Annotated in this window: 23 protein-coding genes; 14 read left to right on the plus strand and 9 right to left on the minus strand. The window is 69.8% G+C overall.

What is annotated here, in order from left to right; genetic code table 11:
• The first annotated feature begins 20 nt into the window (after positions 1–20).
• Entirely contained in the window at positions 21–1,775 is a 1,755-nt protein-coding gene (locus tag BLS97_RS04090) for a hypothetical protein (RefSeq protein ID WP_090474712.1), read from the plus strand.
• Between the two features lie 11 nt (positions 1,776–1,786).
• On the opposite strand, the gene BLS97_RS24145 is transcribed toward BLS97_RS04090, so the two are convergent.
• Positions 1,787–3,175 carry a serine/threonine-protein kinase gene (locus BLS97_RS24145; protein ID WP_090474713.1) on the minus strand — a complete coding sequence of 463 codons (1,389 nt, stop codon included), beginning with the start codon at positions 3,173–3,175 and terminating at the stop codon, positions 1,787–1,789.
• A gap of 94 nt (positions 3,176–3,269) precedes the next feature.
• Here BLS97_RS24145 and BLS97_RS04100 point away from each other — a divergent pair, with 94 nt between their 5' ends.
• The 7 genes from BLS97_RS04100 to BLS97_RS04120 all read left to right on the plus strand — a co-directional run bounded on the left by BLS97_RS04100 (position 3,270) and on the right by BLS97_RS04120 (position 8,175).
• Positions 3,270–4,964: a Mur ligase family protein gene (locus tag BLS97_RS04100; RefSeq protein ID WP_157695168.1), complete on the plus strand. Its 1,695-nt coding sequence runs from the start codon at positions 3,270–3,272 to the stop codon at positions 4,962–4,964.
• Between the two features lie 21 nt (positions 4,965–4,985).
• Positions 4,986–5,120 carry a hypothetical protein gene (locus BLS97_RS24150; protein WP_269457492.1) on the plus strand — a complete coding sequence of 45 codons (135 nt, stop codon included), beginning with the start codon at positions 4,986–4,988 and terminating at the stop codon, positions 5,118–5,120.
• Positions 5,117–5,302 carry a hypothetical protein gene (locus tag BLS97_RS22630; protein ID WP_157695169.1) on the plus strand — a complete coding sequence of 62 codons (186 nt, stop codon included), beginning with the start codon at positions 5,117–5,119 and terminating at the stop codon, positions 5,300–5,302. The genes BLS97_RS24150 and BLS97_RS22630 overlap by 4 nt, the downstream gene beginning before the upstream one ends.
• 49 nt (positions 5,303–5,351) lie before the next feature.
• Entirely contained in the window at positions 5,352–6,536 is a 1,185-nt protein-coding gene (gene moeA / locus BLS97_RS04105; RefSeq protein ID WP_090474715.1) for a molybdopterin molybdotransferase MoeA, read from the plus strand.
• Positions 6,533–7,564, plus strand: coding sequence for an aminotransferase class V-fold PLP-dependent enzyme (locus BLS97_RS04110; RefSeq protein ID WP_090474716.1), 1,032 nt, complete (start codon positions 6,533–6,535; stop codon positions 7,562–7,564). The genes moeA and BLS97_RS04110 overlap by 4 nt, the downstream gene beginning before the upstream one ends.
• Before the next feature lie 96 nt (positions 7,565–7,660).
• Complete coding sequence (locus BLS97_RS04115) at positions 7,661–7,918, plus strand: DUF6457 domain-containing protein (protein WP_090474717.1); 258 nt, start codon at positions 7,661–7,663, stop codon at positions 7,916–7,918.
• Positions 7,915–8,175 carry a GlsB/YeaQ/YmgE family stress response membrane protein gene (locus BLS97_RS04120; protein ID WP_090474718.1) on the plus strand — a complete coding sequence of 87 codons (261 nt, stop codon included), beginning with the start codon at positions 7,915–7,917 and terminating at the stop codon, positions 8,173–8,175. The genes BLS97_RS04115 and BLS97_RS04120 overlap by 4 nt, the downstream gene beginning before the upstream one ends.
• Before the next feature lie 16 nt (positions 8,176–8,191).
• Here BLS97_RS04120 and cphA read toward each other — a convergent pair whose 3' ends face one another.
• Both cphA and BLS97_RS04130 read right to left on the minus strand, forming a co-directional pair.
• Positions 8,192–10,960 carry a cyanophycin synthetase gene (gene cphA, locus BLS97_RS04125; RefSeq protein ID WP_090474719.1) on the minus strand — a complete coding sequence of 923 codons (2,769 nt, stop codon included), beginning with the start codon at positions 10,958–10,960 and terminating at the stop codon, positions 8,192–8,194.
• A 90-nt stretch (positions 10,961–11,050) separates the two neighbouring features.
• A complete protein-coding gene (locus BLS97_RS04130) occupies positions 11,051–12,016 on the minus strand; it encodes a cyanophycinase (protein WP_090474720.1) in 966 nt (321 codons plus the stop codon).
• A gap of 136 nt (positions 12,017–12,152) precedes the next feature.
• Between BLS97_RS04130 and BLS97_RS04135 the strand changes: the two genes are divergently transcribed.
• From BLS97_RS04135 to BLS97_RS04145, 3 genes are all read left to right on the plus strand, one after another.
• Entirely contained in the window at positions 12,153–12,728 is a 576-nt protein-coding gene (locus BLS97_RS04135) for a TerD family protein (RefSeq protein ID WP_090474721.1), read from the plus strand.
• A gap of 165 nt (positions 12,729–12,893) precedes the next feature.
• A complete protein-coding gene (locus tag BLS97_RS04140) occupies positions 12,894–13,643 on the plus strand; it encodes a phosphatidylserine decarboxylase (RefSeq protein WP_090474722.1) in 750 nt (249 codons plus the stop codon).
• A gap of 14 nt (positions 13,644–13,657) precedes the next feature.
• Positions 13,658–14,587 carry a CDP-alcohol phosphatidyltransferase family protein gene (locus tag BLS97_RS04145; protein WP_090474723.1) on the plus strand — a complete coding sequence of 310 codons (930 nt, stop codon included), beginning with the start codon at positions 13,658–13,660 and terminating at the stop codon, positions 14,585–14,587.
• A gap of 32 nt (positions 14,588–14,619) precedes the next feature.
• Here BLS97_RS04145 and BLS97_RS04150 read toward each other — a convergent pair whose 3' ends face one another.
• The 5 genes from BLS97_RS04150 to BLS97_RS04170 all read right to left on the minus strand — a co-directional run bounded on the left by BLS97_RS04150 (position 14,620) and on the right by BLS97_RS04170 (position 19,575).
• On the minus strand, positions 14,620–14,937 hold the full coding sequence (locus BLS97_RS04150; RefSeq protein ID WP_090474724.1) for a DUF3263 domain-containing protein: 318 nt from the start codon (positions 14,935–14,937) through the stop codon (positions 14,620–14,622).
• A 210-nt stretch (positions 14,938–15,147) separates the two neighbouring features.
• Positions 15,148–16,047, minus strand: a complete 900-nt coding sequence (locus BLS97_RS04155; protein ID WP_090474725.1) for a septum formation family protein — start codon at positions 16,045–16,047, stop codon at positions 15,148–15,150.
• Between the two features lie 38 nt (positions 16,048–16,085).
• A complete protein-coding gene (locus tag BLS97_RS04160) occupies positions 16,086–16,964 on the minus strand; it encodes a hypothetical protein (RefSeq protein ID WP_157695170.1) in 879 nt (292 codons plus the stop codon).
• Positions 16,965–17,217: 253 nt separating this feature from the next.
• Positions 17,218–18,873, minus strand: coding sequence for a DHA2 family efflux MFS transporter permease subunit (locus tag BLS97_RS04165; protein WP_090474727.1), 1,656 nt, complete (start codon positions 18,871–18,873; stop codon positions 17,218–17,220).
• 48 nt (positions 18,874–18,921) lie between these two features.
• A complete protein-coding gene (locus BLS97_RS04170; RefSeq protein ID WP_157695171.1) occupies positions 18,922–19,575 on the minus strand; it encodes a PadR family transcriptional regulator in 654 nt (217 codons plus the stop codon).
• Positions 19,576–19,692: 117 nt separating this feature from the next.
• Here BLS97_RS04170 and BLS97_RS04175 point away from each other — a divergent pair, with 117 nt between their 5' ends.
• Positions 19,693–20,463, plus strand: coding sequence for a GntR family transcriptional regulator (locus BLS97_RS04175; RefSeq protein ID WP_090474728.1), 771 nt, complete (start codon positions 19,693–19,695; stop codon positions 20,461–20,463).
• 46 nt (positions 20,464–20,509) lie between these two features.
• Complete coding sequence (locus BLS97_RS04180) at positions 20,510–21,301, plus strand: class I SAM-dependent methyltransferase (protein ID WP_090474729.1); 792 nt, start codon at positions 20,510–20,512, stop codon at positions 21,299–21,301.
• Between the two features lie 3 nt (positions 21,302–21,304).
• Here BLS97_RS04180 and BLS97_RS04185 read toward each other — a convergent pair whose 3' ends face one another.
• On the minus strand, positions 21,305–23,872 hold the full coding sequence (locus BLS97_RS04185; RefSeq protein WP_172832207.1) for a GcvT family protein: 2,568 nt from the start codon (positions 23,870–23,872) through the stop codon (positions 21,305–21,307).
• A gap of 184 nt (positions 23,873–24,056) precedes the next feature.
• Between BLS97_RS04185 and BLS97_RS04190 the strand changes: the two genes are divergently transcribed.
• Entirely contained in the window at positions 24,057–25,001 is a 945-nt protein-coding gene (locus BLS97_RS04190; protein WP_197676400.1) for a choline/ethanolamine kinase family protein, read from the plus strand.
• Positions 25,002–25,008: the final 7 nt, after the last annotated feature.

Raw genomic sequence — 25,008 nt, forward strand, 5'->3', positions numbered from 1 at the left:
TCGGGCTAGTCGAGACAAGTGTGGCCGTTGCGGCCGGACCGACCGGAAGGCAGGCCGTCGCCGCGTCGGCCCAGCCCTTCAAGTGGACCGGGACGGCCATCCCGTCCGGTGCCGCCCGGCCGAATCTGATCTCCTGTCCGAGCAGCACGTACTGCGTTGCCATCGACCGCGCGAGCAGCATGATCTACAACGGCACCAGCTGGACCCGAGCGGTCCCGATCGATGGCTCCGGCCTGACTGCCCTCTCGTGCCCGACCGTTGGCTTCTGCCTCGCGGTCGGGCAGAACGTTGCGCTGACGTTCGACGGGCAGACCTGGAGCGCCCCGAAAGAGATCACGCCGGCCGGCACCTTCCTGGGCTCGGTGTCCTGCGCGTCGCCGTCCTTCTGTGTGGCCGGCGGTGCGGAGCCGGTGTTCCAGAGTCCGGAGTCCAACGGGTTCGCCGTTTCGTTCGACGGAGCGACGTGGTCCGGTCCGACGTACCTGTCCGCCACCGCCGCGACGTCGGTCTCGTGTCCCGAAGTCGGCTTCTGCGTCTTCGGCAGCGGCGGCGGCGTCTCCGTGTTCGACGGCTCGACCTGGAACAACCGACCGGGGTTCCCGGCCGACAACGTCCGGGCCATCTCCTGCATCTCCCGCACGTTCTGCGAGGTGCTCGACGGTGCCCATGCGATCACCTTCGACGGTACCGCCTTCGACCAGGACGCACCCGTCATCGACGACAGCTTCGGGCTGACCGCAGTGGCCTGCACCAGTCGAACCAGGTGTGTGGCGGTCAACTTCGCCGGCCTGGCGGTCATCTACGACGGGGTCACCTGGAGTTCTCCGGTCGCCACCGGCCTCGGCTCGCCGTCGCTCTCGTGCGCGGGCCCGACGTTCTGCGCCGCCGTCGACGGCACCGGCAAGGCGGCCGTCCTGAACGGCTCGGTCTTCACCGTCACCACTCTGCCGAAGGCGAATCCGCGCTTGTCGTCCGTGTCCTGCTCGAGCCGAACGTTCTGCGCGGCGGTCGGCCAGCTGGGCGACGCGGTGACGTTCAACGGCACGTCATGGTCCCCTCCGGTCAGTGCCGCCCCGGGCCGGAACCTGGTGACGGTGTCCTGCACGTCCAGCTCCTTCTGCGCAGCGCTCAGCGACGACGAGGATTCCTCGGATGTCGTCACCTTCAACGGAACCGGCTGGACGGCGCCGGCGCCCAACCCCGTGGCCCGTCTGGTGTCGGTGTCCTGCCCGTCGAGTCACTTCTGCGCCGGCGTGACCAACCCGGGTTACGTGGTCACGTTCAACGGTTCCACGTGGTCCGCCCCCCGGTTCGTCGGCGAATCCCTCCGGTCGGTGTCCTGTGTGTCGGCAAGCTTCTGCGTCGGGTTGCAAGGAGCGACGGCGATGGTGTTCAACGGGACGTCCTGGCGCAGATCACGGACGTTGTTCGACGACACGAACTCGCTGACCGAGGTGTCCTGTTCGTCGACGACGTTCTGTGTCGCCGTTGACGGCGCCGGTAGGGCGTACACGTTCAGCGGTTCGGCCTGGCGTGCGGCGCGGTCCATCGACCGAAGTCCGGGAGTCTTCGACCTGTCCGTGTCGTGCCCGGTGTCGTCCTTCTGCGCGGCGGTCGACAACAAGGGTCGGGTGACGACGCTGCGCAGCAACGGCACCTGGACCGCACCCACGGCGGTACGCGGGGCGAGCAACCTGACCTCCGTGTCGTGCTCGTCGAACGCCTTCTGCGTGGCCGTGGACGCCAACGGGAAGGCATTCGTCGGCCGACGATAGCTCCCGCCGATTCAGCCTGCGCCCGTGAGCGGATTCGGCAGACCGCTGACCGTGGTGAGTCCGGTCGGTATGACGGACGGCTGCAGCAGGGTCGCCGTAGATCGAGGGGTGACCGCCCCGGAGCCGGCCGACGTACTTGGCAGGCCGCCCGGCGACACGGTCGGCTGATCGGTGACGCCGGAGGCACCGTTGGTCAGGACGACCACCACAACGGCGGCGACCACCAGGACACCGCCGCCGAGATACCAGGGCCAACGCTTCTTCGGCGAGACCGGCTCGATCCGGTGGCTCGACGGGCGGCGGCCGGTGATCTCGGGGCTGAACTGCGAGGCCAGGAACTGGCCCCGGCCGACGGGGGGCCGGACGCCGGGCGGTGGCGGAGGCGGAGGCGTCCCCGGTCCGGGCGGACGCGCCCCGGCAGCGTGGATCTGCGTCCACGTCGGGTTCGGCTGGGGGCGCCATCCGGTCGGCTCGGCCGACAATCCAGGGCCGCTGCGTTGCTCCGCCGGTCGATCGGCCGGTCGGTTCGTCGCCTCGGCGGTGCCGCGCGTCCGTTCGTCGTCGGGGTGCGACCCGATGGCCCGCCGGGCCGCGCTCAGCAGGTCGGCACAGGTGCCGTAGCGCAACGCCGGGTCGGCGGCCAGCCCACGGGCGATGACCCGGTCGATCGCCGGCGGCAGGCCGGCCAGCGCCGAGAGCGACGGGACCACGCCCGACAGATGGCCGGTGATCACCGTCCGGACATCCCCGACGTACGGCGCCCGCCCGGCCAGCGCGGTGAACAGCACGCAGGTCAGGGAGTACTCGTCGGACCACGGTCCGACTTCCTGTCCGCGGAGGTGCTCCGGGGACGCGTAGGTGGGCGAGCCGAGGAAGTCACCGGACGCGGTCTGGTGGCCGGTGACCCCCCGTCTGGTCAATCCGAAGTCGGCCAGGTAGACGTGTTCCTGGCCGACCGACTCGTTCCGCGTGATCAGCACGTTGGCCGGTTTGACGTCGAGGTGCACCAGGCCCCGCTCGTGGAGCACGTCAAGGGCGGCGCCGACCTGGCCGAGCAGGGCCAGCGCCCGACGAACGGGCATCTGGCCGCGGGCCAGTTCGCGGGCCAGGTCGGTGCCGTCGACCAGGCGCATCGCGATGAACAGGGCGCCGTCGACCTCACCGAAGTCGTACAACGGCACCACGTTGACGTGGTCGATGGCCGAGGCGGCCCGTGCCTCCTCGATGAACCGGGCCCGGAACTCCGGGTCGGTGGACAGATTCTCGCTCATCACCTTCAGTGCGACGGCCCGCTCGAGGCGCTCATCCACCGCTCGATAGACGACGCTCATCCCGCCCCGGCCGATCACCTCCTGCACCAGGTAATGGCCCAGGCGCTGCCCAGTGAGGTCGACCGACACAGGCCCAGCCTAGATGGGCCGGCTCGTCGTCACGGCGGCTTCGCCGGATGGACCCCGATGTCGCGTCCGGCCTTGCGGTCGTAGGGTTCGGCGCATGACTGGCGAGCACCCCGAGGTGCCCATCGAGCTGAGGGTGCTGACCGGCCCGAACCTGTATTTCCCGCGACCGGCGGTGAAGCTCACCCTGGACGCCTCGGGGGTGATGGAGGCCGACCCGGCGACCGTCGTCGGATGGCAGCGCGCCCTTCGGGTGCGCAACCCGTCGGTCGGGATGGCCGATTCGGCCGTTCGGGTCGATGCCGCGGCGGAGTTGGCCGCAGCGGTCGTCCGGCGCAGCGGCGGTGTCATCGACACCCGGGTCCCGGCCGTCGGCCGCGGGGGCGACGGCCGCACGGTCGTGGTCGCGTTCCCCTTCCGGCGCCGCGGCCTGGCCGAGCATTTCGGCGAGGCGGTGGCGGTGGCCTTCGACCGCATCACCCGCGGCGGCGTGGATGCGCAGGTGGCATTGGCCGACGTCGCCGTCGCGATGGCCGGGGTGGATCCGGGCGAGGTCGTGACGCCGCTGCGTCCGACGATCCCGGTGATCGCGGTGACCGGGACCAATGGCAAGACCACGACCACCCGGCTGATCTCCCACCTCATGCAGGCCGACGGCCGGATACCCGGCTGGTCGTCGACGGACGGGATCGTCATCAACGGCGTCGAGGTCGAAACGGGCGACTGGTCCGGCCCGGGCGGGGCGGCGCGGGTGCTGTCCGATCCGTCGGTGACGGTTGCCGTGACCGAAACCGCCCGCGGTGGAATCCTTCTGCGGGGCGTCGGCACGGCGGCCAACGACGTGTCGGTGGTGACGAACATCAGCGCGGATCACCTGGGCCTTCTCGGGGTGCACACCGTCGAGCAACTGGCCGAGGTGAAGTCGGTGGTCGCCCGGATCACCAAACCGAGCGGCTGGACCGTGCTGAACGCCGACGATCCGCTCGTCCGCGAGATGCGGCTGGTGTCCCGCGCCCGGCCCTGGTTCTACTCCCCCGATCCGGACAACCCTTTCCTGGACGACGCTCTCGAGGCCGGCGGCAAGGCGATCACCGTGATCGACGGCGACATCGTGGTGCTGTCAAGGGGTCTCGACCCGACCCGGGTACTGCCGGTGGCGCAGGTGCCGCTGACCCTGGCCGGCACGTCACGGGTGAACGTGTCGAACGTGCTGGCCGCGACGGCGGCGGCGCTCGGGGTGGGTGCGTCCCTGGAGGCCGTCCGCGCCGGCCTCCGTTCGTTCACGTCCGGAGCCGAACACAACGCCGGACGGCTGAACGTGTACCTGGTTTCCGGGCTGGCCGTCGTGCTCGACCTGGCCCACAACGAAGCGTCGCTGGAGTCACTGCTGGAGGTGTCCGGGGCGCTCCGTCTGGCCGGCGGGTCGCTGGCGGTGGTGGTCGGCACGGCCGGCGACCGGACCGACGAGGCGATCCACGCCATGGGCGAGATGGCCGCCGCCGGATCGGATGTGATGGTCATCGCGGCCCGTCACAAGTACCTGCGCGGTCGCGAACCGGGTGAGATGGAAGGCCTGTGGCGGTCCGGGGCCGCCGAGGCCGGCGTGCTGGAGGTCACCGAGGAACCGGACGAGCTCTCGGCACTGCGATATCTGCTGGATCTCGGCCTGCCCGCAGGGTCGTCGATCGCGGTCTGCGCCCTCGAGCAGCGGGCCGAAATGGCGGCCGACATCCTGCGTCGTGGCGGTTCGGAGATGAGCGCCGAGCAGGTGGCGGAGCGAGTGGCCGGTTGAACAGGAGTAGCCGGCGCGGAAATGATCGTCGAGCTGTTGCGCGGCAACGGTCACGGAGAGCAACCACCCGATCACGCGCAGGCCGTCTCGGCCGCCGAGATCGAAACCCGCACCGCACAACGGGTCCGGGACCTCCTCGGCCGCCCCACATCGTGACCCCACCTTCCACCGTGCACCTGCACCACCGACCCGACCGACCCGGGAAGGACCCCGACGAAACCCTGGCCGAGTACCTGCACCGCCGCCAGTTCTCCCACCGCTACCGCACCGAGCTCACCACCGCCATCCGAACCGCCCTCGCCGCCGCCCGGCCCGACCCCGACACGCCACCCTTCTGACCGATCGACCACCGCACGGCCGCCTGGCCGTGCAAGGCAGGATGAGGCCATGCGCTCCGTCGAAGAACACGCCAAGATCGTCAGCGACCTGCTGTCCCCCAGCCCAAGCGTCAACGTGTCGCTGCACGACGCGGCCGGGTTGGTCCTCGCCCACGACCTCATCGCCCCCATCGACCTGCCCCCCTTCCCCAACTCGGCGATGGACGGTTATGCCGTGCGTGCGGCGGACCTCCCGTCCTTCCCCATCACCCTGCCGGTATCGCAGGACATTCCGGCCGGGCGGCAGGACACCGGGCCGCTGACTCCGGGGACGGCCGCCCGGATCATGACGGGGGCGCCGATGCCGGACGGGGCGGACACCATCGTCCAGGTCGAGAAGACCGACGGCGGAACGGAAACCGTCCGGATCGACGATGCACCCCCGGCCGGCATCCACGTCCGAACCCGAGGCGAGGACGTGCGGACCGGAGCGGTCGTACTGCACGCCGGTGCGGTGATCGCCGGGCCGCAGATCGGCGTGGCCGCCGCGCTCGGTTTCGCCGAGCTTCCCGTGCGCCGGCCGCTGGAGGTGCTGGTGCTCTCCACCGGAACCGAGCTGGTCACCCCTGGCCAACCACTGGGTCCGGGGCAGATCTACGAGTCCAACTCGTACATGCTGGCCGCGTCCGTCACCGCCGCCGGTGCCCACGCGCGGATCGCGCACTTCGTCGCGGACGACGTCGATGCCTTCAACTCGGCCCTGTCGGCGGCGAGCACCGGCGTGGACCTCATCGTCACCTCTGGGGGGGTGTCGGCCGGCGCGTACGAGGTGGTCAAGGATGCCCTGACCGGCCGGGGCGTGGAATTCGCCAAGGTGGCCATGCAACCGGGAATGCCGCAGGGCGCCGGCCATTTCCACGGAATTCCGATGGTCACCCTGCCGGGCAACCCGGTCAGCTCGTACGTGTCCTTCGAGGTGTTCCTGCGACCGGCCATCCGGGCGGCCATGGGATACGAGCAGCTGACGCGCCCGGCACTGCGCCTACCCCTGTCGCAGCCGATCGACTCCCCGGCCGGCAAACGGCAGTTCCGGCGGGGCGTTCTCGACGCCGCCAACGGCACCGTCGCACCGTGGGGCGGGCCCGGCTCCCACCTGCTGTCCTGGCTGGCCGGAGCGGACGCCATGATCGTGGTCGAGGCAGGCGTCACCCACCTCGACGCCGGCGCCCCGGTCGAGGTCTGGTTGCTCGGGTGATCGACGCCGTCGCCCACGAATTCGCTCCCGACCCCGGTTACCTGAACACCGCGTCGCTCGGGGTGCCGCCGAACCGGGCCGTCGACAAGCTCGCGGAGGTCCACCGGCGCTGGGCCAAGGGCCAACTGCACCCACCGGAATTCGACCTCTGCGTCAACCGGGCCCGCACCGCGTGGGCGTCAATCAGCAACGTGCCGACCGATCAGGTGGCCATCGGCAGCACGGTCTCCGAATTCGTCGGACTCGTCGCCGCCGGCCTGCCGGACGGCGCGAGAGTGGTGATCGCGCAAGGTGAATTCACCTCACTCGTCTTTCCGTTCCTGGTTCACGCGGACCGCGGAATCACCGTGCGGGAAGTACCGCTCGAATCGCTCGCGGCCGAAGCGGGCCGCGCGGATCTCGTGGCCGTCAGTGCCGTGCAGTCCTCCGACGGGCGACTGGCCGACCTCGCGGCAATCCGGAACGCGACCACCGCGTCGGGCGCGAGACTCCTGGTGGACACCACCCAGTCGGCAGGATGGCTGCCCCTGGACTGTTCGGCCTTCGACTTCGTCGTCTGCGGCGGCTACAAATGGCTGCTGTCGCCCCGCGGCACCGCCTACCTGGCGGTGCACCCCGGTGCCATGGACACCCTCCGACCACTGGCCGGCGGTTGGTACGCGGGCGAAGATCCGTGGGACTCCATCTACGGCTCACCGCTGCGGTTGGCCAGCAGCGCTCGCCGGTTCGACCTCTCGCCGGCCTGGTTCGCCTGGCTGGGCGCCGCCGAGGCCCTCGAGTTGCTCGCCGAGCTCGATCCGGTAGCGGTCCACCAGCACAACGTCGCCCTGGCCAACCGGTTCCTGGCCGCCCTCGACCAGCCGCCAGGCCCCAGCGCCATCGTGACCGTCGACGCGGCCGGGGCCGAGCGACTGGCGGCGGCCGGGGTCCGAACCGCGGTTCGCGCGGGCCGGGTCCGGGCCTCCTTCCACCTCTACAACACCACCGACGACGTCGACCTGGCCGTCGCTGCGCTCCGCGGTGGCTGAGCGGCGCCGCCCTGCCACCACCTTCGAGCCGGCCGCCACTCGACGATCAGTGACATCCCTGATGCCGACGGCACCGCCGGCCGCTACCTTGGGACGATGAGCACCCTGGACGATTGGATGGCCGACGCCGCACAGGCGTTGGCGCTGCCCCCGGCACCGATGACGGTCGACCTGCGGGATGACCTGCTCGACCTCACCCGCGAGGTGGCCCACGGCGTGGCCCGGATCGCCGGTCCCCTCACCTGCTACCTGGTCGGGCTGGCGGTCGCCAACGGGATGAGCCCCACCACCGCGGTGCAGAACCTGCGGGACGTGATCGCCGCACGCCCGAGTACCCAGGAGGGATCGGCATGAATGTTCTCGGTTGGATCGTGTTCGGCGCCCTGGCCGGCTGGGTCGCGTCCCTGGTGATCCGGGACAAACACCGCGGTTGCCTGACCAACATGGTGACGGGCATCCTCGGCGCCCTGCTGGGCGGCTTCATCTATCAGCTCACGACCGGCAAGAAGTGGGACTTCGGTTGGCACTGGTCGAGTTTCGGCGTCGCCGTGCTCGGTTCGCTGCTGTTGCTCCTGATCATCAACCTGGTGACGCGGCGCCGGGTGGAGTGACCACCCGCCGCGCCACTCACGCGTCGCTGAACTCCTCGCCGGCGCCGGCCTGGGCGACGTTGCCGATGGTCTGCAGCTGGTCCCACACGGCCCGGGCCCGGTCGACGCACAGCACCACCAGGTCACCGGCGTTGGCCCGTTCCAGCCCGACCCGGGTGGCGTCGATCTCGTCCAGCACCACCTCGACCTCCTTGACCCTGGCCCCCTCGCCCTGCGCGCGGCGCACGCCGTCGACGATCAACCCCGCTGTCTCGCCGGGCTGGCGTCCGCGCAGGCGTTCGTCCTCGCGGACGATGATCCGGTCGAAGTGCTTTCCGGCCTGATAGCCGAGATCGACCATGTCCTGGTCCCGGCGGTCACCGGCGGTGGCCACGACGCCGATCCGTTGCGGCCGTTCGACCGTCGTCCCGACGCTGTCCTCGAAGAACCGGTCGACGAAGTCGCCGAGCGCGATCATGGCCGGGGCGTTGTGGCAGTAGTCGACGATCACCTTCACGCCGCGCACCTCGGTCAGATTCATCCGCCCCGGGGCCTGGTAGAACGACGACGTGAACGACCGCAGGCCGGCCCGGATGTCGTGCAGGTGGGCCCCGGCGCAGTACGCCGCGGCGGCCGCCGCCATCGCGTTCTGCACGTTGAACATCGCCTTGCCACCGAAGGTCACCGGCAGCAGGTGGGTGTAGGCCAACGGCATCCGGCGCCGCCCGTGGACCAGCACGATCTGGTCGCCGAGCTCGACCTTCTCCAGGATGATCGCCTTTCCGCCGCGACGGCAGTGGTCGGCGATCATCCGGTTGTTGGGCTTGATCGAGAACCAGACGATCTCGCCGCTGCACGCGCGTCGCATCTCGGCCACCAGCACGTCGTCGGCGTTCAGCACCGCGGCGCCGTTCTTGGGCACCGCCTCGACGATCACCTGCTTGACCTTCGCCAGCTGCTCGACCGAGTTGATGCCCCGCAACCCGAGGTGGTCCGGCGCCACGTTGAGCACGACGGCGACGTCATTGCGGGTGTAGCCCAGACCTTCCCGGAGAATGCCGCCCCGAGCCACCTCGAACACCGCGAAGTCGACGCGCGGATTCTGCAGGACCATTCGCGCCGACCGCGGGCCGGACGCATCGGACCGGATGACGAGGCGGTCGTCGATGACGACACCGTCGGTCGAGGTCATGCCCACCTTGCGACCGATGCCCTTGAAGATGTGACCGATCATCCGGCTGGTGGTGGTCTTGCCGTTGGTGCCGGTGACGGCGACGATCGGGATGCGCGACGCCGTCCCGGGTGGGAACAGCAGGTCCACCACCGGTTTGGCGACGAACTGGGGCTCGCCGATGGTCGGATGGGTGTGCATCCGGAAGCCGGGGGCGGCATTCACCTCGCAGATGGCACCGCCGGTCTCGCGGACCGGCTGGGTGATGTCGGGGCAGATGAAGTCGATACCGGCGATGTCGAGGCCGACCACCCGCGCCGCCTCCTCGGCGATGTCCACGTTGTCCGGATGGGCCTCGAACGTGCGGTCGATGGAGATCCCGCCGGTGGACATGTTGCCGGTCAGGGCGAGCTTGACCATCTCACCGGGCGGCGGCACGTCGGCCATCTCGAACCCTTGGGCCCGAACAAGTTCCACCGCCGAATCGGTGACTTCGATGCGGGTGAGCACCTTCTCGTGGCCGACGCCGCGCCGGGGATCGGCGTTGGTCTGTTCCACCAGCGCGGCAACACTTCTCACGCCGTCCCCGATGACGTGGGCGGGCATCCGTTCGGCGATGGCGACCATGTTGCCGCCGATCACCAACACCCGGTAGTCCTTACCGGTGATGAACGACTCGACCAGCACGTACCCGCGGCGGGACTGGTCGTAGGCCTCCTCGAACGCCGCGCGCACCTCGTCCTCGGTGCTGAGATTGATGGCCACACCGCGGCCATGGTTCCCGTCCAGCGGTTTGAGTACCACCGGATATCCGATGCGGCGGGCCATCCGGACCGCGTCGTCGGCGTTCCGGACCACCTCGGACGAGGGAACCGGAAGCCCGGCCGCGGCCAACAGCCGGCTGGTCAGCTCCTTGTCGGACGCGATGTCGACGGCGAGGGAGCCCGTCATGGACGTCATGGTGGCGCGTATCCGCTGCTGCAGCTTGCCGTGCCCGAGTTGCACCAGCGAGCCGGAGTTGAGCCGCTGCCAGGGGATGTCGCGCGAGATCGCCTCGTCCAGGATGGCCTGGGTCGACGGCCCGAACGCCACCCGCTGGCTGGTCAGCAGGAACGCCTCGTGCTCGGCCGTGAAGTCGAAGTCGAGATCGACCGGGACCGCGCCCTCGACGTCGGTTTCGGCGTCGACGACGCTGATCAGGTGGTTGACCAGCTTCACGGCCAGCCGCCCGGCCAGCGTCGCCACCGTCTCGTCCAGGTAGCCGAAGATGACGTTGTAGACGCCGCGCTCACCGGTGGAGCGGGTCTTGCCCCTGGTCATCTCGTGGCCGGCGGTGCGCTGCAACTCCAGCGCCACGTGCTCGGCGACATGCCCGGTCCAGGTGCCCTCGACCAGCCGTTCGACGAACCCGCCGTCGTGCCCGCGGGAGCACTGGTGATCGTGCAGCCCGGGGAGCAGGGCGACCAGTTGCTCGGTGAAGCCCGGAAGCAGGTCGGTCGGGGCCGCCTCCAGGGGGCCGAGGTCGATCACCATGTGGATCGACGGCTCGTAGGAGTAGTAGTTCGGGCCGCGGTAGACCCGCAGTTCCCGGATCTTGATCGCGCGCTGCTGGTCTTCCGACGTGGGCTTGGTCATGGGGGGCCTTTCGCTGACGGGCCAACAGCTGAGGGGTTGATCATCGCCTACGTCACGGCTCCCGGTGAAGGCCCGGTGCCGCCGGACCGCTCAGGACGAAGCGGGCCGGCGCCGCAGCTCGGCCGTCGTGGTGTGCGCCCCCTCGGCCGCGATCCGGCGGGTCCGCGGGCGCATGTCCTCCGGAACGTCGGCCAGGGTGGCCACCTTCGGCGGTTCGGTCTCGTCGGGCAGACCGGGAGCGGAGACCAGCCGGCGCGTGGTCAGGTCGAAGATCGCTCCCCGGGGCAGCGTGTGCAGTGTGAGTCCCGACATCATCAAGGGCTGGGTGCCGGTCGCGGTGTAGGCGGTGGTGATCACGTCGGCGCCGTCGATGATCGTCACCACTCCGCGGCCCTTGACCTCCAACCGGCCCGAGGCCGACACGATCGCGGCCGTGTCCTCGTCGATGCCGACTCCGAGCTGTCCGGGGTTGGCGGCCACCAACGCCAGCAGCCGGCCGAACCGGTTCCGCTGGGTGAAGTGCTGGTCGACGACGACGCCGGACAGCAGCCCGAGCCCCTGTGACACCTGTCCGACCCGGAACTTCGGGGTCGAACCGCCGCTGCCGAACGACACCATGTGCTCGCTGCAGATGCTGGCCCCGGCCGACGTCCCGGCCACCACCGCTCCGCGCAGATGAGCGGCCCGGATCGCGTCTCCGACCGGCGTCCCGACGATGACGGTGGCCAGTTTCGTCTGGTTGCCGCCCGTCATGAACACCGCGGTGGCCCGGTCGATGGTCGCGACCAGAGCGGCATCGCCGGCCTGGTCCCGATTCTCCGGCCGGATCCCGACGACGTCCGACACCCCGAGGCCGGCGAAGAGCTGGAGGTAGGCGTGGGTGATCTCGTCACCGAGGGAGGAGGCCGTGGAGATCACGACGATGCGCGCCGCGCTGCCGCCGGCCAGTCGGATCACCTCACGCAGGATGGTCATCCGGCCGAGCTTGTCCTCCGCGCCGCCGATGGGCATCACCACGCCCGCTCCAGGGGGCATGGTGGCCCGTGCCTCAGTCATGCCGGCAACCGTATGCCCACGGATGCTCCGCACCCGAATCCGCCGTTTGCCCAGCGCGCGCAGACCGGATCGGTCATTGTGTAGGGCAGGCGGGACCGGAACAGCCGGCCCACGCACAAGCTGGAGGAATCGACACATGGGCGTGAATCTCACCAAGGGCGGCAACGTCTCACTCACCAAGGCGGCGCCGGGCCTGAGCGTGGTCACCCTCGGTCTCGGCTGGGACGCCCGCACGACCGACGGCAGCAGCTTCGACCTCGACGCCAGCGCGCTCGGCCTCGGCGCCGACGGCAAGATCGTCTCGAACGAGCACTTCGTTTTCTACAACAACAAGCGGTCGCCCGACGGCGCCATCGAGCACGGCGGCGACAACCTGACCGGAGAGGGTTCCGGCGACGACGAGGTGATCACGGTGAACGTGGCCGCCGTGCCGCCGAATATCGACAAGGTCGCCGTCGCCGTTTCGATCTACGATGCCGACACCAAGGGACTGTCCTTCGGCCAGGTCCGCAACGCCTACATCCGGGTGGTCAACCAGGCCGATCAGGTCGAGTTGGCGCGGTACGACCTCTCCGAGGACGCCTCCACCGAGACGGCGATGGTCTTCGGCGAGCTGTACCGCAACGGGGCCGAGTGGAAGTTCCGCGCCATCGGCCAGGGTTACGCCTCCGGTCTGTCCGGCATCGCCCAGGACTTCGGCGTCACCGTGTGAGATCTGCCTGTGCGATCGCGTCCCCCGCCGGGGATCGAGCCTGATCGTCGCTCGACTCCGATACCGTATCGGTGTTGATCGGCGTGCCCTTCGCGCCAACGCCGACGGGTCCGCCCGGTGGCGTGACGAGACGTGCGACCGCAGAAAGTGCAGGCGAGAACTTCCATGGCCTCCGGTTCCCAGCCGCTGGGTGGTGCTACCGCCGGTTCCCACCTGGTGCAGTTGATCCGCTCCACCGTGCCACCGATCCACCCCGGCGGCCGACCGATCGTGCTCGGCGCGTTGGCCGGATCGCTGGGCCTGCGGTTCCTGCTCCGAGCGGTCGGGCTGAAGAAGTTAGGGTCGCTCGTCGGGCGGATCGGGCTCACCGGGACGGCGGCCTCCGCGGTGTTCTTCCGCGCCCCGCGCCGGGTGACGCCCACCGACAGCTCGCTGGTGGTGGCCGCCGCCGACGGCCTGATCTCACTGATCGAGGACGCGGTTCCACCGTCGGAGTTGGGCCTCGGCCCGCAGCCGCGGACCCGGGTGTCGATCTTCCTGTCGGTGTTCGACGTGCACGTGCAGCGGATCCCGGTCGACGGCGTCATCACCCAGGCCGCGTACAAGCCCGGGAAGTTCCTCTCGGCCGACCTGGACAAGGCGTCCGAGGTCAACGAGCGGAACTCGCTGGTCATCCGGTCCACCCACGGACCGGAGGTCATCGTCACCCAGATCGCCGGGCTCATCGCCCGCCGCATCGTGTGCGACGTCAGGCCGGGCGCCTCGGTGCTGGCCGGGGCCACCTACGGCCTGATCCGGTTCGGGTCACGGGTCGACACGTACTTGCCCGCCGGATCGACGGTCGACGCGATCCTCGGGCAGCGCACCATCGGCGGTGAGACGGTGCTGGCCCATCTGCCCACCGTCGCCTCGTGATGGGGCCCGCGTAGATGGCGACTGTCCCCGGCGTCCGGTTCCTCCCGAACGCGATCACCGTCCTGGCCCTGTGCGCCGGGCTCACCTCGGTGGCCTTCGCGCTGGATCACCACTGGTTCCCGGCGATCGTGGCCATCGGCATCGCGGCGATCCTGGATTCCCTGGACGGCCCGGCGGCCCGGCTGCTGAACTCGACCAGCCGGATCGGCGCCGAGCTGGACTCGCTGTCGGACCTGGTGTCGTTCGGCGTCGCGCCCGCCCTGGTCGTCTACGTCTGGCGGTTCAACGACGGCAACTCGATCAGCTTCGGCTGGGCCTTCTGCCTGATGTTCGCCGTCTGCATGGCGCTGCGGCTCGCTCGCTTCAACTCGTTGCTGGACGACGACACCCCCAAGCCGTATGCGAAGGGCTTCTTCACCGGCATCCCGGCCCCCGGAGGCGGGCTGCTGGCGATGGCCCCCCTGCTGCTGGCCATCCGGCTGGGCGATCACCACTGGTTCAGCAGCCAGTGGGTGGTGGCCGGCTGGCTGGTCGTCGTCGGGTCGCTGGCTGTGTCACGGCTGCCGACCATTTCGCCGAAGTCGGTGCGCGTGCCGACCGGCCTCATCGTCCCGTTGCTGGTGCTGCTGGTGGCGGCGGTGGCCCTGGAGTTCTACGAGCCGCAGCTGGTCATGGCCATCGGCCTGGGCCTGTATCTGCTGCACCTGCCCTACGCGAGCTGGAAGTTCCAGTACCTCAAGCGCCATCCCGAGCTGTGGATGGACGCGCGCAAGCAGCGGATCTTCCGGTCATCGACCCGGCGTATCCGGCTGTCGGTGCGGATGCCACGCCGCCGCCGGGTGGCCGGCCGGGCGTCCGACGGCACTCCGCTGCCCTCCGCTCGGCGCCGGGGCGCGCTGGGCCAGGTGCGCGGTCGCGTGCAGGAGCGCCGCCGCCTGAGATGACGGCCAGGCCCGTCCGGGGGAACGACGTCCGATCAGGCGTCGAAGCCGAGCCGGCGGGCCGATCGGGTCTTCTGCCGGGTCGAGCGGAGCCGGCGCAGACGGCGAACCAGGAGCGGGTCCTCGGCCAGTGCCGCCGGGTTGTCGATGACGTTGTTCAGCACCTGGTAGTAGCGGGTCGGCGAGAGGTCGAACATCTCCTTGATCGCCTGCTCCTTGAGCCCTGCGTACTGCCACCACTGTCGTTCGAAACCCAGGATTTCGCGGTCCCGGCGGGACAGACCCTGGGCCGAGGTGGCGCCGTCGTCCGTCGCGACATCCTCCGGCACCGGCCGTGCGGCTGAGTTGTCCATCAAGTCCTCCCGGAACTTCGCCGGCCGAGCGGCCGTTGAATCACAAGCGTGTCATTCCGGCTCCATGGTGGCACGCCCGGCGGAGCCGGGTCCAGCGCATCCGGCGTGTCCGGGCCGCGGCTCGCCGGGGACCACGGCACTCCCGTCCCGCGACCGTTCATCAGTCACAGGAGTATCGGGGTGGCCGTCGGCCGAGGTGCGCCGCAAGGGTCAGCCGGACAGCGGGACCGGCCCCGTGCCCAGGCCGAGCAGGGGACCGACCAGGGTGCGGCCGGCCGATGTCACGAGCTCGCACAGAGCGAATCCGCTGTCGTCGGTGGCGCTGCCGAGGCCGGCCCGCGGGGGCCCGTCCGCTCCGTGCACCGCGACCGCCTTCACGCTCAGGACCCCGCCGGCGGTGGGATCCGGCATCGCGGTCCGGCGGCGCACCTGCGTCAGGCACGAAGCGTCCAGCCCCCGCTGGGTGAGCCCGTCCCGGGCGGTGGACATCAACCCGAACGCCTCGGCCGCATGGGCCCTCGCACAATCCACCCGCTGGTAGTTGATCAAGCTGGACATCCTCAGGCAGGTGGCGAACCCGGCTGGCGGCCTGACCCCGGGCGCGAGCGCGTTCCGGGCCGTCCCGGACCATGAGGTCGGGCTCTGATCAGGTCCCAGCAGCACCAGCACGCACGCCAGCCAGTGCTGCCCCACCGCGGCCTGCAGTGCGGACGGCTGCTCGACGACACCGGCCAGTGTGGTGGGCAGTTCCCACCCGCCGGCCGACGGTCCGAGGGTGTGACCGAGGTACCCGTCGATTGCGCTCGTGCAGGCATCGTCGTTCGGGTAGCCGTCGCCGGTCCGGACCGATGGACGCCGCTGGTCGGTGTACGTGCTGATCACCTCGCCCATCCGCAGGCCGGTGCACGGCGCGGCCACCAGCGTCGGATAGGTGTCCCCTTTGGACGCGCCGATCGGGCCGATCAGACAATCCCCGGCGGCCGGGGGTCCGGGCACGTCCAGCGCGGTCGGCGATCCGGCGATGTGACGACCAACGACGGCGACCGGCACGATCGCGGCGAGGATCAACCCGACCAGGACGACGGCCGCCCCACTCCACCGCCGGTCCATGACGACCAGCGTAGGGCGTCGGCGGCGACCCAGCCGGGTCAGCGAGCGGTGTTGCCCGCGACGCCGGAACCGGCCGTCCCCGACGCGGGAGCGGCCGTGGCCGACGCGGTGGCGGTGGAACCGGTCGGGGTGGACGTTGGCCCGGTGGTCCCCGTCGTCGACGGGCTCGTGGTCGAGGTAGCGGTCGTCGGGGCAGACGGTGTCGCAGTGGCTGTCCCGGTCGCGGTGACCGCGGCCGTGGTGGCCGGCGTCGACGTGGACGAGGACGAGGACGAGGACATCCGATCCGCGGTCGGCGCGGCGGTCGATGTCCCCGTGCGAGTCACGGTCCGCGTCACGGTCGAAGCGGACGTCGGCGACCGGCTCGACGATGACGGGTCGGTCTTCGTGGCCGGCCGGACATCAGGACGACCCGGACCGCCGCCGAGGATGGTCAGGCTGCCGGCGGTGCCGCCGGACAGGGCACTGCCGCTGACCGTCTCGACCCCGGTGACCACCGCGATCGCGCCGGCGAACACGCCGGCCGAGATGAGCGATCCGACCAGGATGCCGCGCAGGACCGGCCGGCGTCCCGGCACCCGTCGCGGGCGCGCCGGATCTCTCGTGCCCGACGGGGTGACCACCACCGGCGGCCGCGTTCCGGGGCGGTCGTCCAGGCCACGCGCGGCGACGAGCGCCTGGGCCATGCGCAGTCGGGTGGCCTTGATCGACGTCGTGTAGATCGCGCCACCGACCACCGAGATGACGGACGCCAGGGCCGCACCGATCAGGGTGCCGACGACGCCGAGACGGGATCCGAGGAAGGCGGCCGTGACGGCGGCCGCGGTGCTGCCCAGGATCTGGGTGAGACTGAGTTCGATCCGCGGGCCGCGTCCTACCGCAGGTGCGGACGGTTGGGGGTCAGCGGGGCCAGACATCCGGCGAGCGGCTTTCGCGTCGCTGCTCCGGTTGCCGGATTTGTCGGGAGTGCGGCGCGGGGCCGAGCCGTGCTCATCTTGGTTCCGTGCCTTGTCTGGTGTCTCGTCGAGCATTTCTGGTCGGGTCTCTTCACTTCTGCGTGGATCATGCTTCCACAAGAAGACGGCACCGATCGGCTCGCGTTGAGCCCGGGTGGGGCGGCTCACATGTGCCGGCCGACCCGGGCCGACCATCGGACGAGGCCCGAAAGTCTCAGTCTCCCGGCGACTTCCCCACGGTCGTCGATCGGTCGCGGACGAACAGCACCGCTCCCGCCGCGGCCAGGATCACCGCCACCGGTATCAACATGGTCGGACGCATCGCATCGGTGAAGCCGGCGCCGAAGGTCTCGGCCGCCACGGTCCTGATCTGATCGGCCGTCGCCGCGGCGACGTCGGACGGCAGGGTGAGCTGGGCCGCCTGCCCGGCCCCGACCTGGAGCCCGCCGCCCGCTGCTTGACCGATCCCGGTCAGGAACTGCGACCTGGACGGTTCGGGCAGAGCGGCGGCAGCGATCACGGCCCGGTTGTGCCAATCCACCGACAACCGGCCGGCCAGGACCGCACCCAGCACGGCCGTGGCCAGCACCGAGCCGAACTCCTGCAGGGTGTCGAGCACTCCGGCCGCCACGCCGGACCGCGCCGGATCCAGATCGCGCGTGGCCAGCCCGAACAACGGGGTCCAGACGCACCCCAGCCCGAGGCCAGAGACGACCAGTCCGGGAACGAACGCCCACCGGGAGACGTCCGGGGCAGCGACCAGCAGAACGTAGGAGACGCCGAGGGCGAACAACACCAGCCCGGTGAACAGCACCCACTTCAGGTTGAGCCGACCCGAGCCGCCGGCGCCGCCGACGATGCCGGAGGTGATCATCATGGCCAGCGACTGCGTGCCGATCACCACGCCGGCGGCCACCGCGGACAACCCGAGCACCGATTGGTAAAAGATGGTCATCGGGAGGAACACGCCGACCATGGCGAAACCCATGGCCAGCAGCACCAACGTCATGATGGTGAACGTCCGGTCGCGGAAGATCGAGAACGGCAGCAACGGCTCCAGCTTCTGCCGCCGAATCTGACGCCACACGAAAAGCCCCAGGAACACCGCGCCGACAGCGATGACCAGCGGAATGGAAATGGGTCCGGAAATGGTGCCCCAGCCGTACCGCTGCCCCTCGATCAACCCGAAGACCATGCCCAGCAGGGCGAGCGTCAGCAGGCCGACGCCGGCGATGTCGAGTCGGTGGCGTAGCCCCGGCCGGATGTCCGGCATGAACGCGAAGGCCAGCACCAGGGTGGCCGCCCCGACCGGGATGTTGATGAAGAAGATCCACCGCCAACCGAAATGCGTCACGATGAAGCCGCCGAGGGTCGGCCCGAGCAGGACACCGAGCCCCGACATGATCCCGGTGGCAGCGAACGCCGGACCGCGTCGGGCCGCGGGCAGCGTGGACGTGATGATCGGAAGCCCTTGCGGTGCAAGGAGTGCGGCGCCCAATCCCTGCAGGGCGCGGAACGCGATGAGCTGTGCGGAATCGCTCGACAGGCCGGATGCGAAGCTGGCCACGGTGAACAGCGCGATCCCGGCCAGGAACATGGTCCGCGGCCCGAGGATGTCGCCGACCCGCCCGGCCGTGATCAGCAGCACGGCATACACCAGCGAATAGGCCGAACCGATCCACAGCACGGTGTCGAGGCTGGCCCGCAATTCGGTGACGATATCGGGAATGGCGATGTTGACGATGGTGATGTCGAGCAAGGTCATGAACAGACCGAGACAGAATACGGCGATGATCAGGCCCGGACGCACCGGACGGTGACCACGGATCGGCACACCGGTGGCGGTCGTCAATACTGACGGTTCGGACATTTTTTTCTCCTACGGGAGCTTTCTCCAACGGAAGGTGTGTACCGCCGATCAGGTCGGCGGGGCGATGACACCGGCCGCCCCCAGCTGCTCCGACCAGGCCCGGATCCGATCGAGATCCCAGGCCAGGCGACCCGACCTCAGATCGTCGAGGATTCCGGTGACCCAGTTCTTCTCGGCTCGCAACATGGCCAGCTGATACTCGGTCTCGACCAGGAAGAGGCGCGGGAAGTCGGTCGGCAGCAGGCCCAGGGTGGCCTCGAGTGCGGCGAGTTCGGCCGTGAGCCGGCGATTGCGGGCGTCCAGGGCGGCGAGCGCATCGGCGTGCGTCACCAGGGGCAGAAAGGCCAGGGCGGCGGCGAATTCCGGATACTCCACCTTCGGTGTCCTGAGCATGGACACCATCCATTCGGCAACGGTGTCCCGGCCATCGGGCGTGAGCTGGTAGGTGGTGCGCTCGGGCCGGCGTCCTTCACGACTGGTCTCGGCCGGCTCCACCAGACGGGCCTTGACCAGACGCTCGACCGCTGGATAGAGCGACCCACGCTGGACGTTGATGACCTTGTCCTTGGCGCGCTCGATCATCAGACGCTGCATCTCGTACGGGTGCATCGGACGTTCGGCCAGTAGCCCGAGCACCATCAGGGCCAGTGGGGTCGGCTTGACAGCCGGGCGCCGCGCCCGCGTCATGCCCTCACTAGTCATGTTCTGACTATCTCGCCGCTGGCCCCGGCTGTCAAGCAATTTCCGGGACCGGATCTCCGCCGCGGCTCCGATGGGGTTTGATTCAGGGGTCGGCCCGGAGCTGGAGGGAGGTTGTCCATGGATCTCTTCGACGGCCGGGCGACCCTGACCCGGCATCCCGGGTCCCCCGCCCACCAGGAGATCCAACGGTGGTTCACCGATGCCCTGCGGGACGGACACCTCTCGCCCGGTGACCGGTTGCCGGCCGAGGCGGAAGTCGCACGCTTCTTCGGAGTGAGCCGGATGACGTTGCGGCAAGCCCTGTCCGGCCTGGATGCCCGTGGACTACTGGAGCGAGTGCCTGGCCGTTCGGGCGGGACCTACATCGTCGAGCCGGTCATCGACTGCGACGTCACCGGCCTCACCGGATTCACCGAGCAACTCCGGCGGGCCGAGGTCAGGGCCCGGGCCAAAGTGCTGCTGGCGGCAACCGTCCCGGCCGGCGTCCCGGTCGCCGCGGCGCTGGGATTGCGCCGAGGCGGCCCGGTCCACGAGATCGTGCGGATCCGTTTCGGCGGCGCGGTTCCACTGGCTCTCGAGCATTCGTGGTTTCCGGCCGAGGTGTTCCCCGATCTGCTCGACCGGCGCCTCACCGGGTCGCTGTACGGCCTGCTCGGCAATCGCTATCGACAGCGCCCGCACACCGCGGTGGAACACCTTGAGCCGGCCACCGTCGACGACGAACAAGCCGGTCACCTCGGCGTGGCCCCGGGATCGGCCGTCATGCGGATCGAGCGCACCGCGCACACGGCGGCCGGTCTGGCCGTCGAGTACGCCACCGACCTGTTCCGCCCCGACCGCATCCGCATCTCGGTGCGCAGCCACTGGACCGCGGATCCGCGGGCCTGACCGCGGGGAGAAACGTTGGACCCCTACAAGACAGGAGAGGCAAGACGTGACCAATGACGAGACGAACCGCACGCGCGCGGCCTTCGACGTTCCGGCGACGGCCTACCAGAAGCTGATCGGCCGTTACCTCGGCACCCTGGCCCCGGCGTTCGCCGACGCGGCCGGCGTCGTGGGCGGTCTCCGGGTGCTGGACGTGGGCTGCGGGCCCGGCGGGCTGACCCGCGAGCTGGCCCGTCGCGCCGGCCCGGCCGCGGTCAGCGCATTGGACCCCTCCGAATCGTTCGTGCAGGCGTGCGCGGCGGCCAACCCGGGGGTCGACGTCCGGCTCGGCGTGGCCGAGGAACTGCCCTTCGAGGACGCGACATTCGATGTCACCCTGGCCAGCCTGGTGGTCGGTTTCATGACCGACCCGATCGCCGGCGTCCGCGAGATGGCGCGGGTGACCAGGCCCGGTGGCACCGTGGCCCTGTGCTTCTGGAACTACGCCGAGATGCCGCTGCTGCGCACCCTGTTCACCACCGCGGCCCGGTTCGACCCGGCCCAGGGAGCCGAAGATCGACGGCTGGGGACCAGGGACGGTGAGCTGGTCTCGGTCCTCCGGGCGGCCGGCGTCGCCGATCCACATCAACAGATCATCCAGGCCACCGCCGAGTATGACGGATTCGACGACTGGTGGAGCCCGGTGCCGCTCGGGGTGGGACCGATGGGCCTGTTCTACCGGTCGCTCGACGAGGTCCAGCGCGAGCAATGGCGGGAGTTGGCCCGGGACGCCCTTGGCGCACCCGACGGCCCGTTCCGCTCGACCGCCCAGGCGTGGTGCGCCTGCGGCACGGTGTGACCCTCACCGCCGGATGTTCGCCCCCGACGGGTCGTGCAGCACGTCGTCGGCGACCTGCCCGGAGAGCCACTCGCCGAACAGGTCGACCTCGAGCCTGGTCCCGGGGATGGTCAGAGCCACCGGAAGGTAGGCGAACGCGATGGATCGGCCCACCGTGTAGCCGAAGCCGCCGGAGGTGACGCGCCCGGCCAGTTCGCCGTTGATCCGGACCGGTTCGCCGCCGAGCACCAGCCGGGACGGGTCGTCCAGGGTCAGACAGCAGAGCTTCCGGGACGGTCCGGCCGTGCGGACCCGCTCCACCGCCTCCCGGCCGAGGAATTCCTTGTCCCACGACACGCAGAAGCCCAGTCCGGCCGACAGCGGATCGGTCTCCCCCGTGATGTCGGCACCCCAGACCCGGTAGGCCTTCTCCAGACGCAGGCTCTCGATGGCCCGATAGCCCGCGGCCCGGATGCCGAACTCGGCGCCCGCGTCCCACAACAACTCCCACAGGGTCGCGCCGTACTCGGCCGGCGCGTACAGCTCCCAGCCCAGCTCGCCCACGAACGTCACCCGCTGCGCCCGCAACGGGATGTCGCCGACGGGCAGTTCCTGCGATGTCATGAACGGAAAGGCGGTGTGGCTCAGGTCGGCCGCGGTGAGGGTGGCCAGCAGGTCCCGCGCCCGCGGGCCCCAGACGGCGAAACACACATACCCGCCGCTGACGTCGGTGATCGTCACGTCGAACGGCCGGGGCGTCGCTCCGCTCGCCCCGGACACATCCCCCGTCGCTCCGCTCGCCCCGGTCCCATCCCCCGTCGCTCCGCTCGCCCCGGCTCTGGCCTGGCGGCGGAGCCACGCACCGTCGCGAGAACCGAACGCGGTTCCGGTGACGACCCAGAACGTCTCCGGGCCGAGCCGGGTGACGGTGACATCGGCCTCGATACCGCCGCGGTGGTTGAGCATCTGCGTGTACGTGACCCGACCGACCCCGCGGGCCACCTTGTTGTCGCACACCCATTCGAGGAACTTCGCGGCGTCCGGCCCGGTGACGGTGATCTTGCTGAACGACGACTGGTCGAACATCGCCACCGACTCCCGCGCGGCCCGGTGTTCGGCCGAGACGGCCGGCGAGAAGTTCTGCCCAGCCCAGCCTTTCGGCCGAGCGAGGCGGTCGCCGGCCGCTTCGTTGCTCGCGTAGAAGTTCACCCGCTCCCAGCCACTCTTCTCCCCGAAGGAGGCCCCGTGCGCAACGTGCCAGGCGTACGCCGGTGAGCGGCGCAGCGGACGACCGGCCTGCCTCTCGTCACCGGGATAGCGGATGTCGTAGTAGGTCCGGTAGTTCTCCAGCACCCGCTTCAGGGTGAACGACGGCGAGGTGTATTGACGCCCGAACCGGTTGATGTCCATGTGCGCCACTTCCATCGACGGCTCACCGCTGACGATCCATTCCGCCATCAGCTTCCCGACCCCGCCCGCCCCGGCGATACCGTGGGCGCAGAAGCCGGCCGAGACGAACAGGCCGTCGACCTCGGTCTGGCCCAGGCAGAACTCGTTGTCGTGAGTGAACGCCTCCGGGCCGTTGATCAGACGACGGATCCGGGCGTCACCCATGGCCGGAACGCGAATCGCGGAGTTGTCGGCGATCTCGGTGAACCGGTCCCAGTCGTCGGGTAGGAGTTTGGCGTTGAAGTCGGCCGGCACCCGGTCGTAGTGGGTGGCGTCGGCGGTGAACGGCAGCGGGTTCCGTTCGTACCCGCCCATCAGCAGGCCGCGGCCCTCCTGGCGGTAGTAGACCAGCAGGTCCGGATCCCGCAGGCTGGGCAGGACGGGGCCGCCCGGCTCCGGCACACCGGACATCGGCTCGGTGACCACGTACTGGTGGGACATCGGCACCACCGGGATCCGGAGGCCGGCCAGCCGACCGATCTCGGCCGCGTAGATGCCGCCGCAGTTCACCACGATCTCGGCCTCGACGTCGCCGCCGTCGGTCCGGACCCCACGGACCCGCCCGCCGTCCACCACGATCCCGGTGACCCGGACCTGCTGCACGATCTGCACACCCCCGGCCCGCGCACCGGCGGCCAATGAATAACACAACTGCGAGGGATCGACCTGGCCGTCGGAGGGAAGGTAGACGCCGCCGAGCACGCCATCGGTGCTCATCAGGGGAAAGAGCTCCTGCGCCCGGGCGGCCGAGATCTCCTCCATCGGCAGCCCGAACACGTTGGCCCAGGCCAACTGTCGCCGCAATTCCAGGAGCCGCTCCGGGCTCGAGGCGAGCCGGATGCTCCCGCTCTCCACCCAGCTCGGCGGCGCGTCACTCCGCTGGAGCTTGCGGTACAGCTCGACCGAGTACATGTTCATCCGGGTCAGCGTCGGATCCGAACGCAGCTGTCCGACTAACCCGGCCGAATGGAAGGTCGAGCCGCTGGTCAGTTCACCCCGGTCCAGCAGCAGCACATCCCGCTCGCCCAGCTCGGCCAGGTGATAGGCGATGCTCGCACCGCCTACCCCGCCCCCGATGACGACGACACGGGCCCGCGCGGGCAATGACGGTTGACGGACTTGCGTCCGGCCGATCGTGGTCATGGAAATTGGCCTTCCGGTCGGCGGCTCGAGCACGCCCAACGTAGCGGTCACTCCGTGTTCGGTCTAGACCGTGTGGGTCCCTTTGCCCTACCATCTCGCCATCCCCAGTGTTGCGGGAGACGTCGGTGGCCCGCTCGGACTGCCGTCCGGGTCACTTGCGCAATCAGAGCTGGAGGTGCCGACGTTGACCGATCCCGCAGACGACGGCGCCTGGTTGCGGGACGGGACGCCTTCCGTGGAGGAACGGCTCGATCAGGTGGCTGCTCTCGCCGATCCGGCCCGCGTGGTGGAACCACTTCCCGGCGGCCTGACCAACACCAATTGCAAGGTCACCACGACATCCGGGACTTACGTGGCCCGGTTGTCCCGGCCGTCCGCGGATTTCCTGTCGATCGACCGCGAGGCCGAATTCCGTAACTCGGTTGCCGCAGCCTCCACCGGTATTGCCCCACAAGTTGTCGAATACGTCGCCAGCGCCGGGGTTCTGGTGATCGAGTGGGTGAAGGGCCACACTCTGGAGCCGACCGATCTCCGGGAACCAGCTGTACTGGCCGGCATCGCCCGCTCCTGCCGGCGCCTGCATGCTTCGCCACGTTTCGTCTCGGACTTCAACATGTTCGATATGCAGCGACAGTACCTCCACACGGCCAGGACGCACGGATTTCGGTTACCCGATCGGTATCTGGATTTCATACCGGCGTTCGACCGGGTCGCTACGGTGCTCTCCATGCATCCCGCGGTCACGGTTCCGTGCCACAACGACCTGCTGGCCGCCAACCTGATCGACGACGGCACCCAGACCTGGTTGATCGACTACGAATATTCCGGCAACAACGATCCCAGCTTCGAACTGGGGAACATCTGGAGCGAGGCGGCGCTGCCCCCCGAACACCTCGGAGTGTTGGCCGATGCCTACCTCGGCCGCCACGACGAGACCTTCCTGGCCCGCTGCCGGCTGCAGGCCCTGGCATCGCAATACGGATGGACCCTCTGGGGCGTCATCCAGAACTCGGTCAGCGAGATCGACTTCGATTTCTGGGACTGGGCGATCCAGAAGTACGTCCGCGCGGTCGCGACATTCGGCTCGCCGGATTTCGAGCGCCTTCTGGCCGCCGCGGCACCGCCGTGAGTGGCCC

The organism is Nakamurella panacisegetis (assembly GCF_900104535.1).
Lineage (GTDB): Bacteria > Actinomycetota > Actinomycetes > Mycobacteriales > Nakamurellaceae > Nakamurella > Nakamurella panacisegetis.

What these genes read in the sequence shown, in the direction of transcription:
- BLS97_RS04100 (WP_157695168.1), top strand. Translation starts at nt 3,270, where the DNA reads ATGACTGGCGAGCACCCCGAGGTGCCCATCGAGCTGAGGGTGCTGACC.
- BLS97_RS24150 (WP_269457492.1), top strand. Translation starts at nt 4,986, where the DNA reads ATGATCGTCGAGCTGTTGCGCGGCAACGGTCACGGAGAGCAACCACCC.
- moeA (WP_090474715.1), top strand. Translation starts at nt 5,352, where the DNA reads ATGCGCTCCGTCGAAGAACACGCCAAGATCGTCAGCGACCTGCTGTCC.
- BLS97_RS04115 (WP_090474717.1), top strand. Translation starts at nt 7,661, where the DNA reads ATGAGCACCCTGGACGATTGGATGGCCGACGCCGCACAGGCGTTGGCG.
- BLS97_RS04120 (WP_090474718.1), top strand. Translation starts at nt 7,915, where the DNA reads ATGAATGTTCTCGGTTGGATCGTGTTCGGCGCCCTGGCCGGCTGGGTC.
- cphA (WP_090474719.1), bottom strand. Translation starts at nt 10,960, where the DNA reads ATGACCAAGCCCACGTCGGAAGACCAGCAGCGCGCGATCAAGATCCGG.
- BLS97_RS04130 (WP_090474720.1), bottom strand. Translation starts at nt 12,016, where the DNA reads ATGACTGAGGCACGGGCCACCATGCCCCCTGGAGCGGGCGTGGTGATG.
- BLS97_RS04135 (WP_090474721.1), top strand. Translation starts at nt 12,153, where the DNA reads ATGGGCGTGAATCTCACCAAGGGCGGCAACGTCTCACTCACCAAGGCG.
- BLS97_RS04140 (WP_090474722.1), top strand. Translation starts at nt 12,894, where the DNA reads ATGGCCTCCGGTTCCCAGCCGCTGGGTGGTGCTACCGCCGGTTCCCAC.
- BLS97_RS04145 (WP_090474723.1), top strand. Translation starts at nt 13,658, where the DNA reads ATGGCGACTGTCCCCGGCGTCCGGTTCCTCCCGAACGCGATCACCGTC.
- BLS97_RS04150 (WP_090474724.1), bottom strand. Translation starts at nt 14,937, where the DNA reads ATGGACAACTCAGCCGCACGGCCGGTGCCGGAGGATGTCGCGACGGAC.
- BLS97_RS04155 (WP_090474725.1), bottom strand. Translation starts at nt 16,047, where the DNA reads ATGGACCGGCGGTGGAGTGGGGCGGCCGTCGTCCTGGTCGGGTTGATC.
- BLS97_RS04160 (WP_157695170.1), bottom strand. Translation starts at nt 16,964, where the DNA reads ATGTCTGGCCCCGCTGACCCCCAACCGTCCGCACCTGCGGTAGGACGC.
- BLS97_RS04165 (WP_090474727.1), bottom strand. Translation starts at nt 18,873, where the DNA reads ATGTCCGAACCGTCAGTATTGACGACCGCCACCGGTGTGCCGATCCGT.
- BLS97_RS04170 (WP_157695171.1), bottom strand. Translation starts at nt 19,575, where the DNA reads ATGACTAGTGAGGGCATGACGCGGGCGCGGCGCCCGGCTGTCAAGCCG.
- BLS97_RS04175 (WP_090474728.1), top strand. Translation starts at nt 19,693, where the DNA reads ATGGATCTCTTCGACGGCCGGGCGACCCTGACCCGGCATCCCGGGTCC.
- BLS97_RS04185 (WP_172832207.1), bottom strand. Translation starts at nt 23,872, where the DNA reads ATGACCACGATCGGCCGGACGCAAGTCCGTCAACCGTCATTGCCCGCG.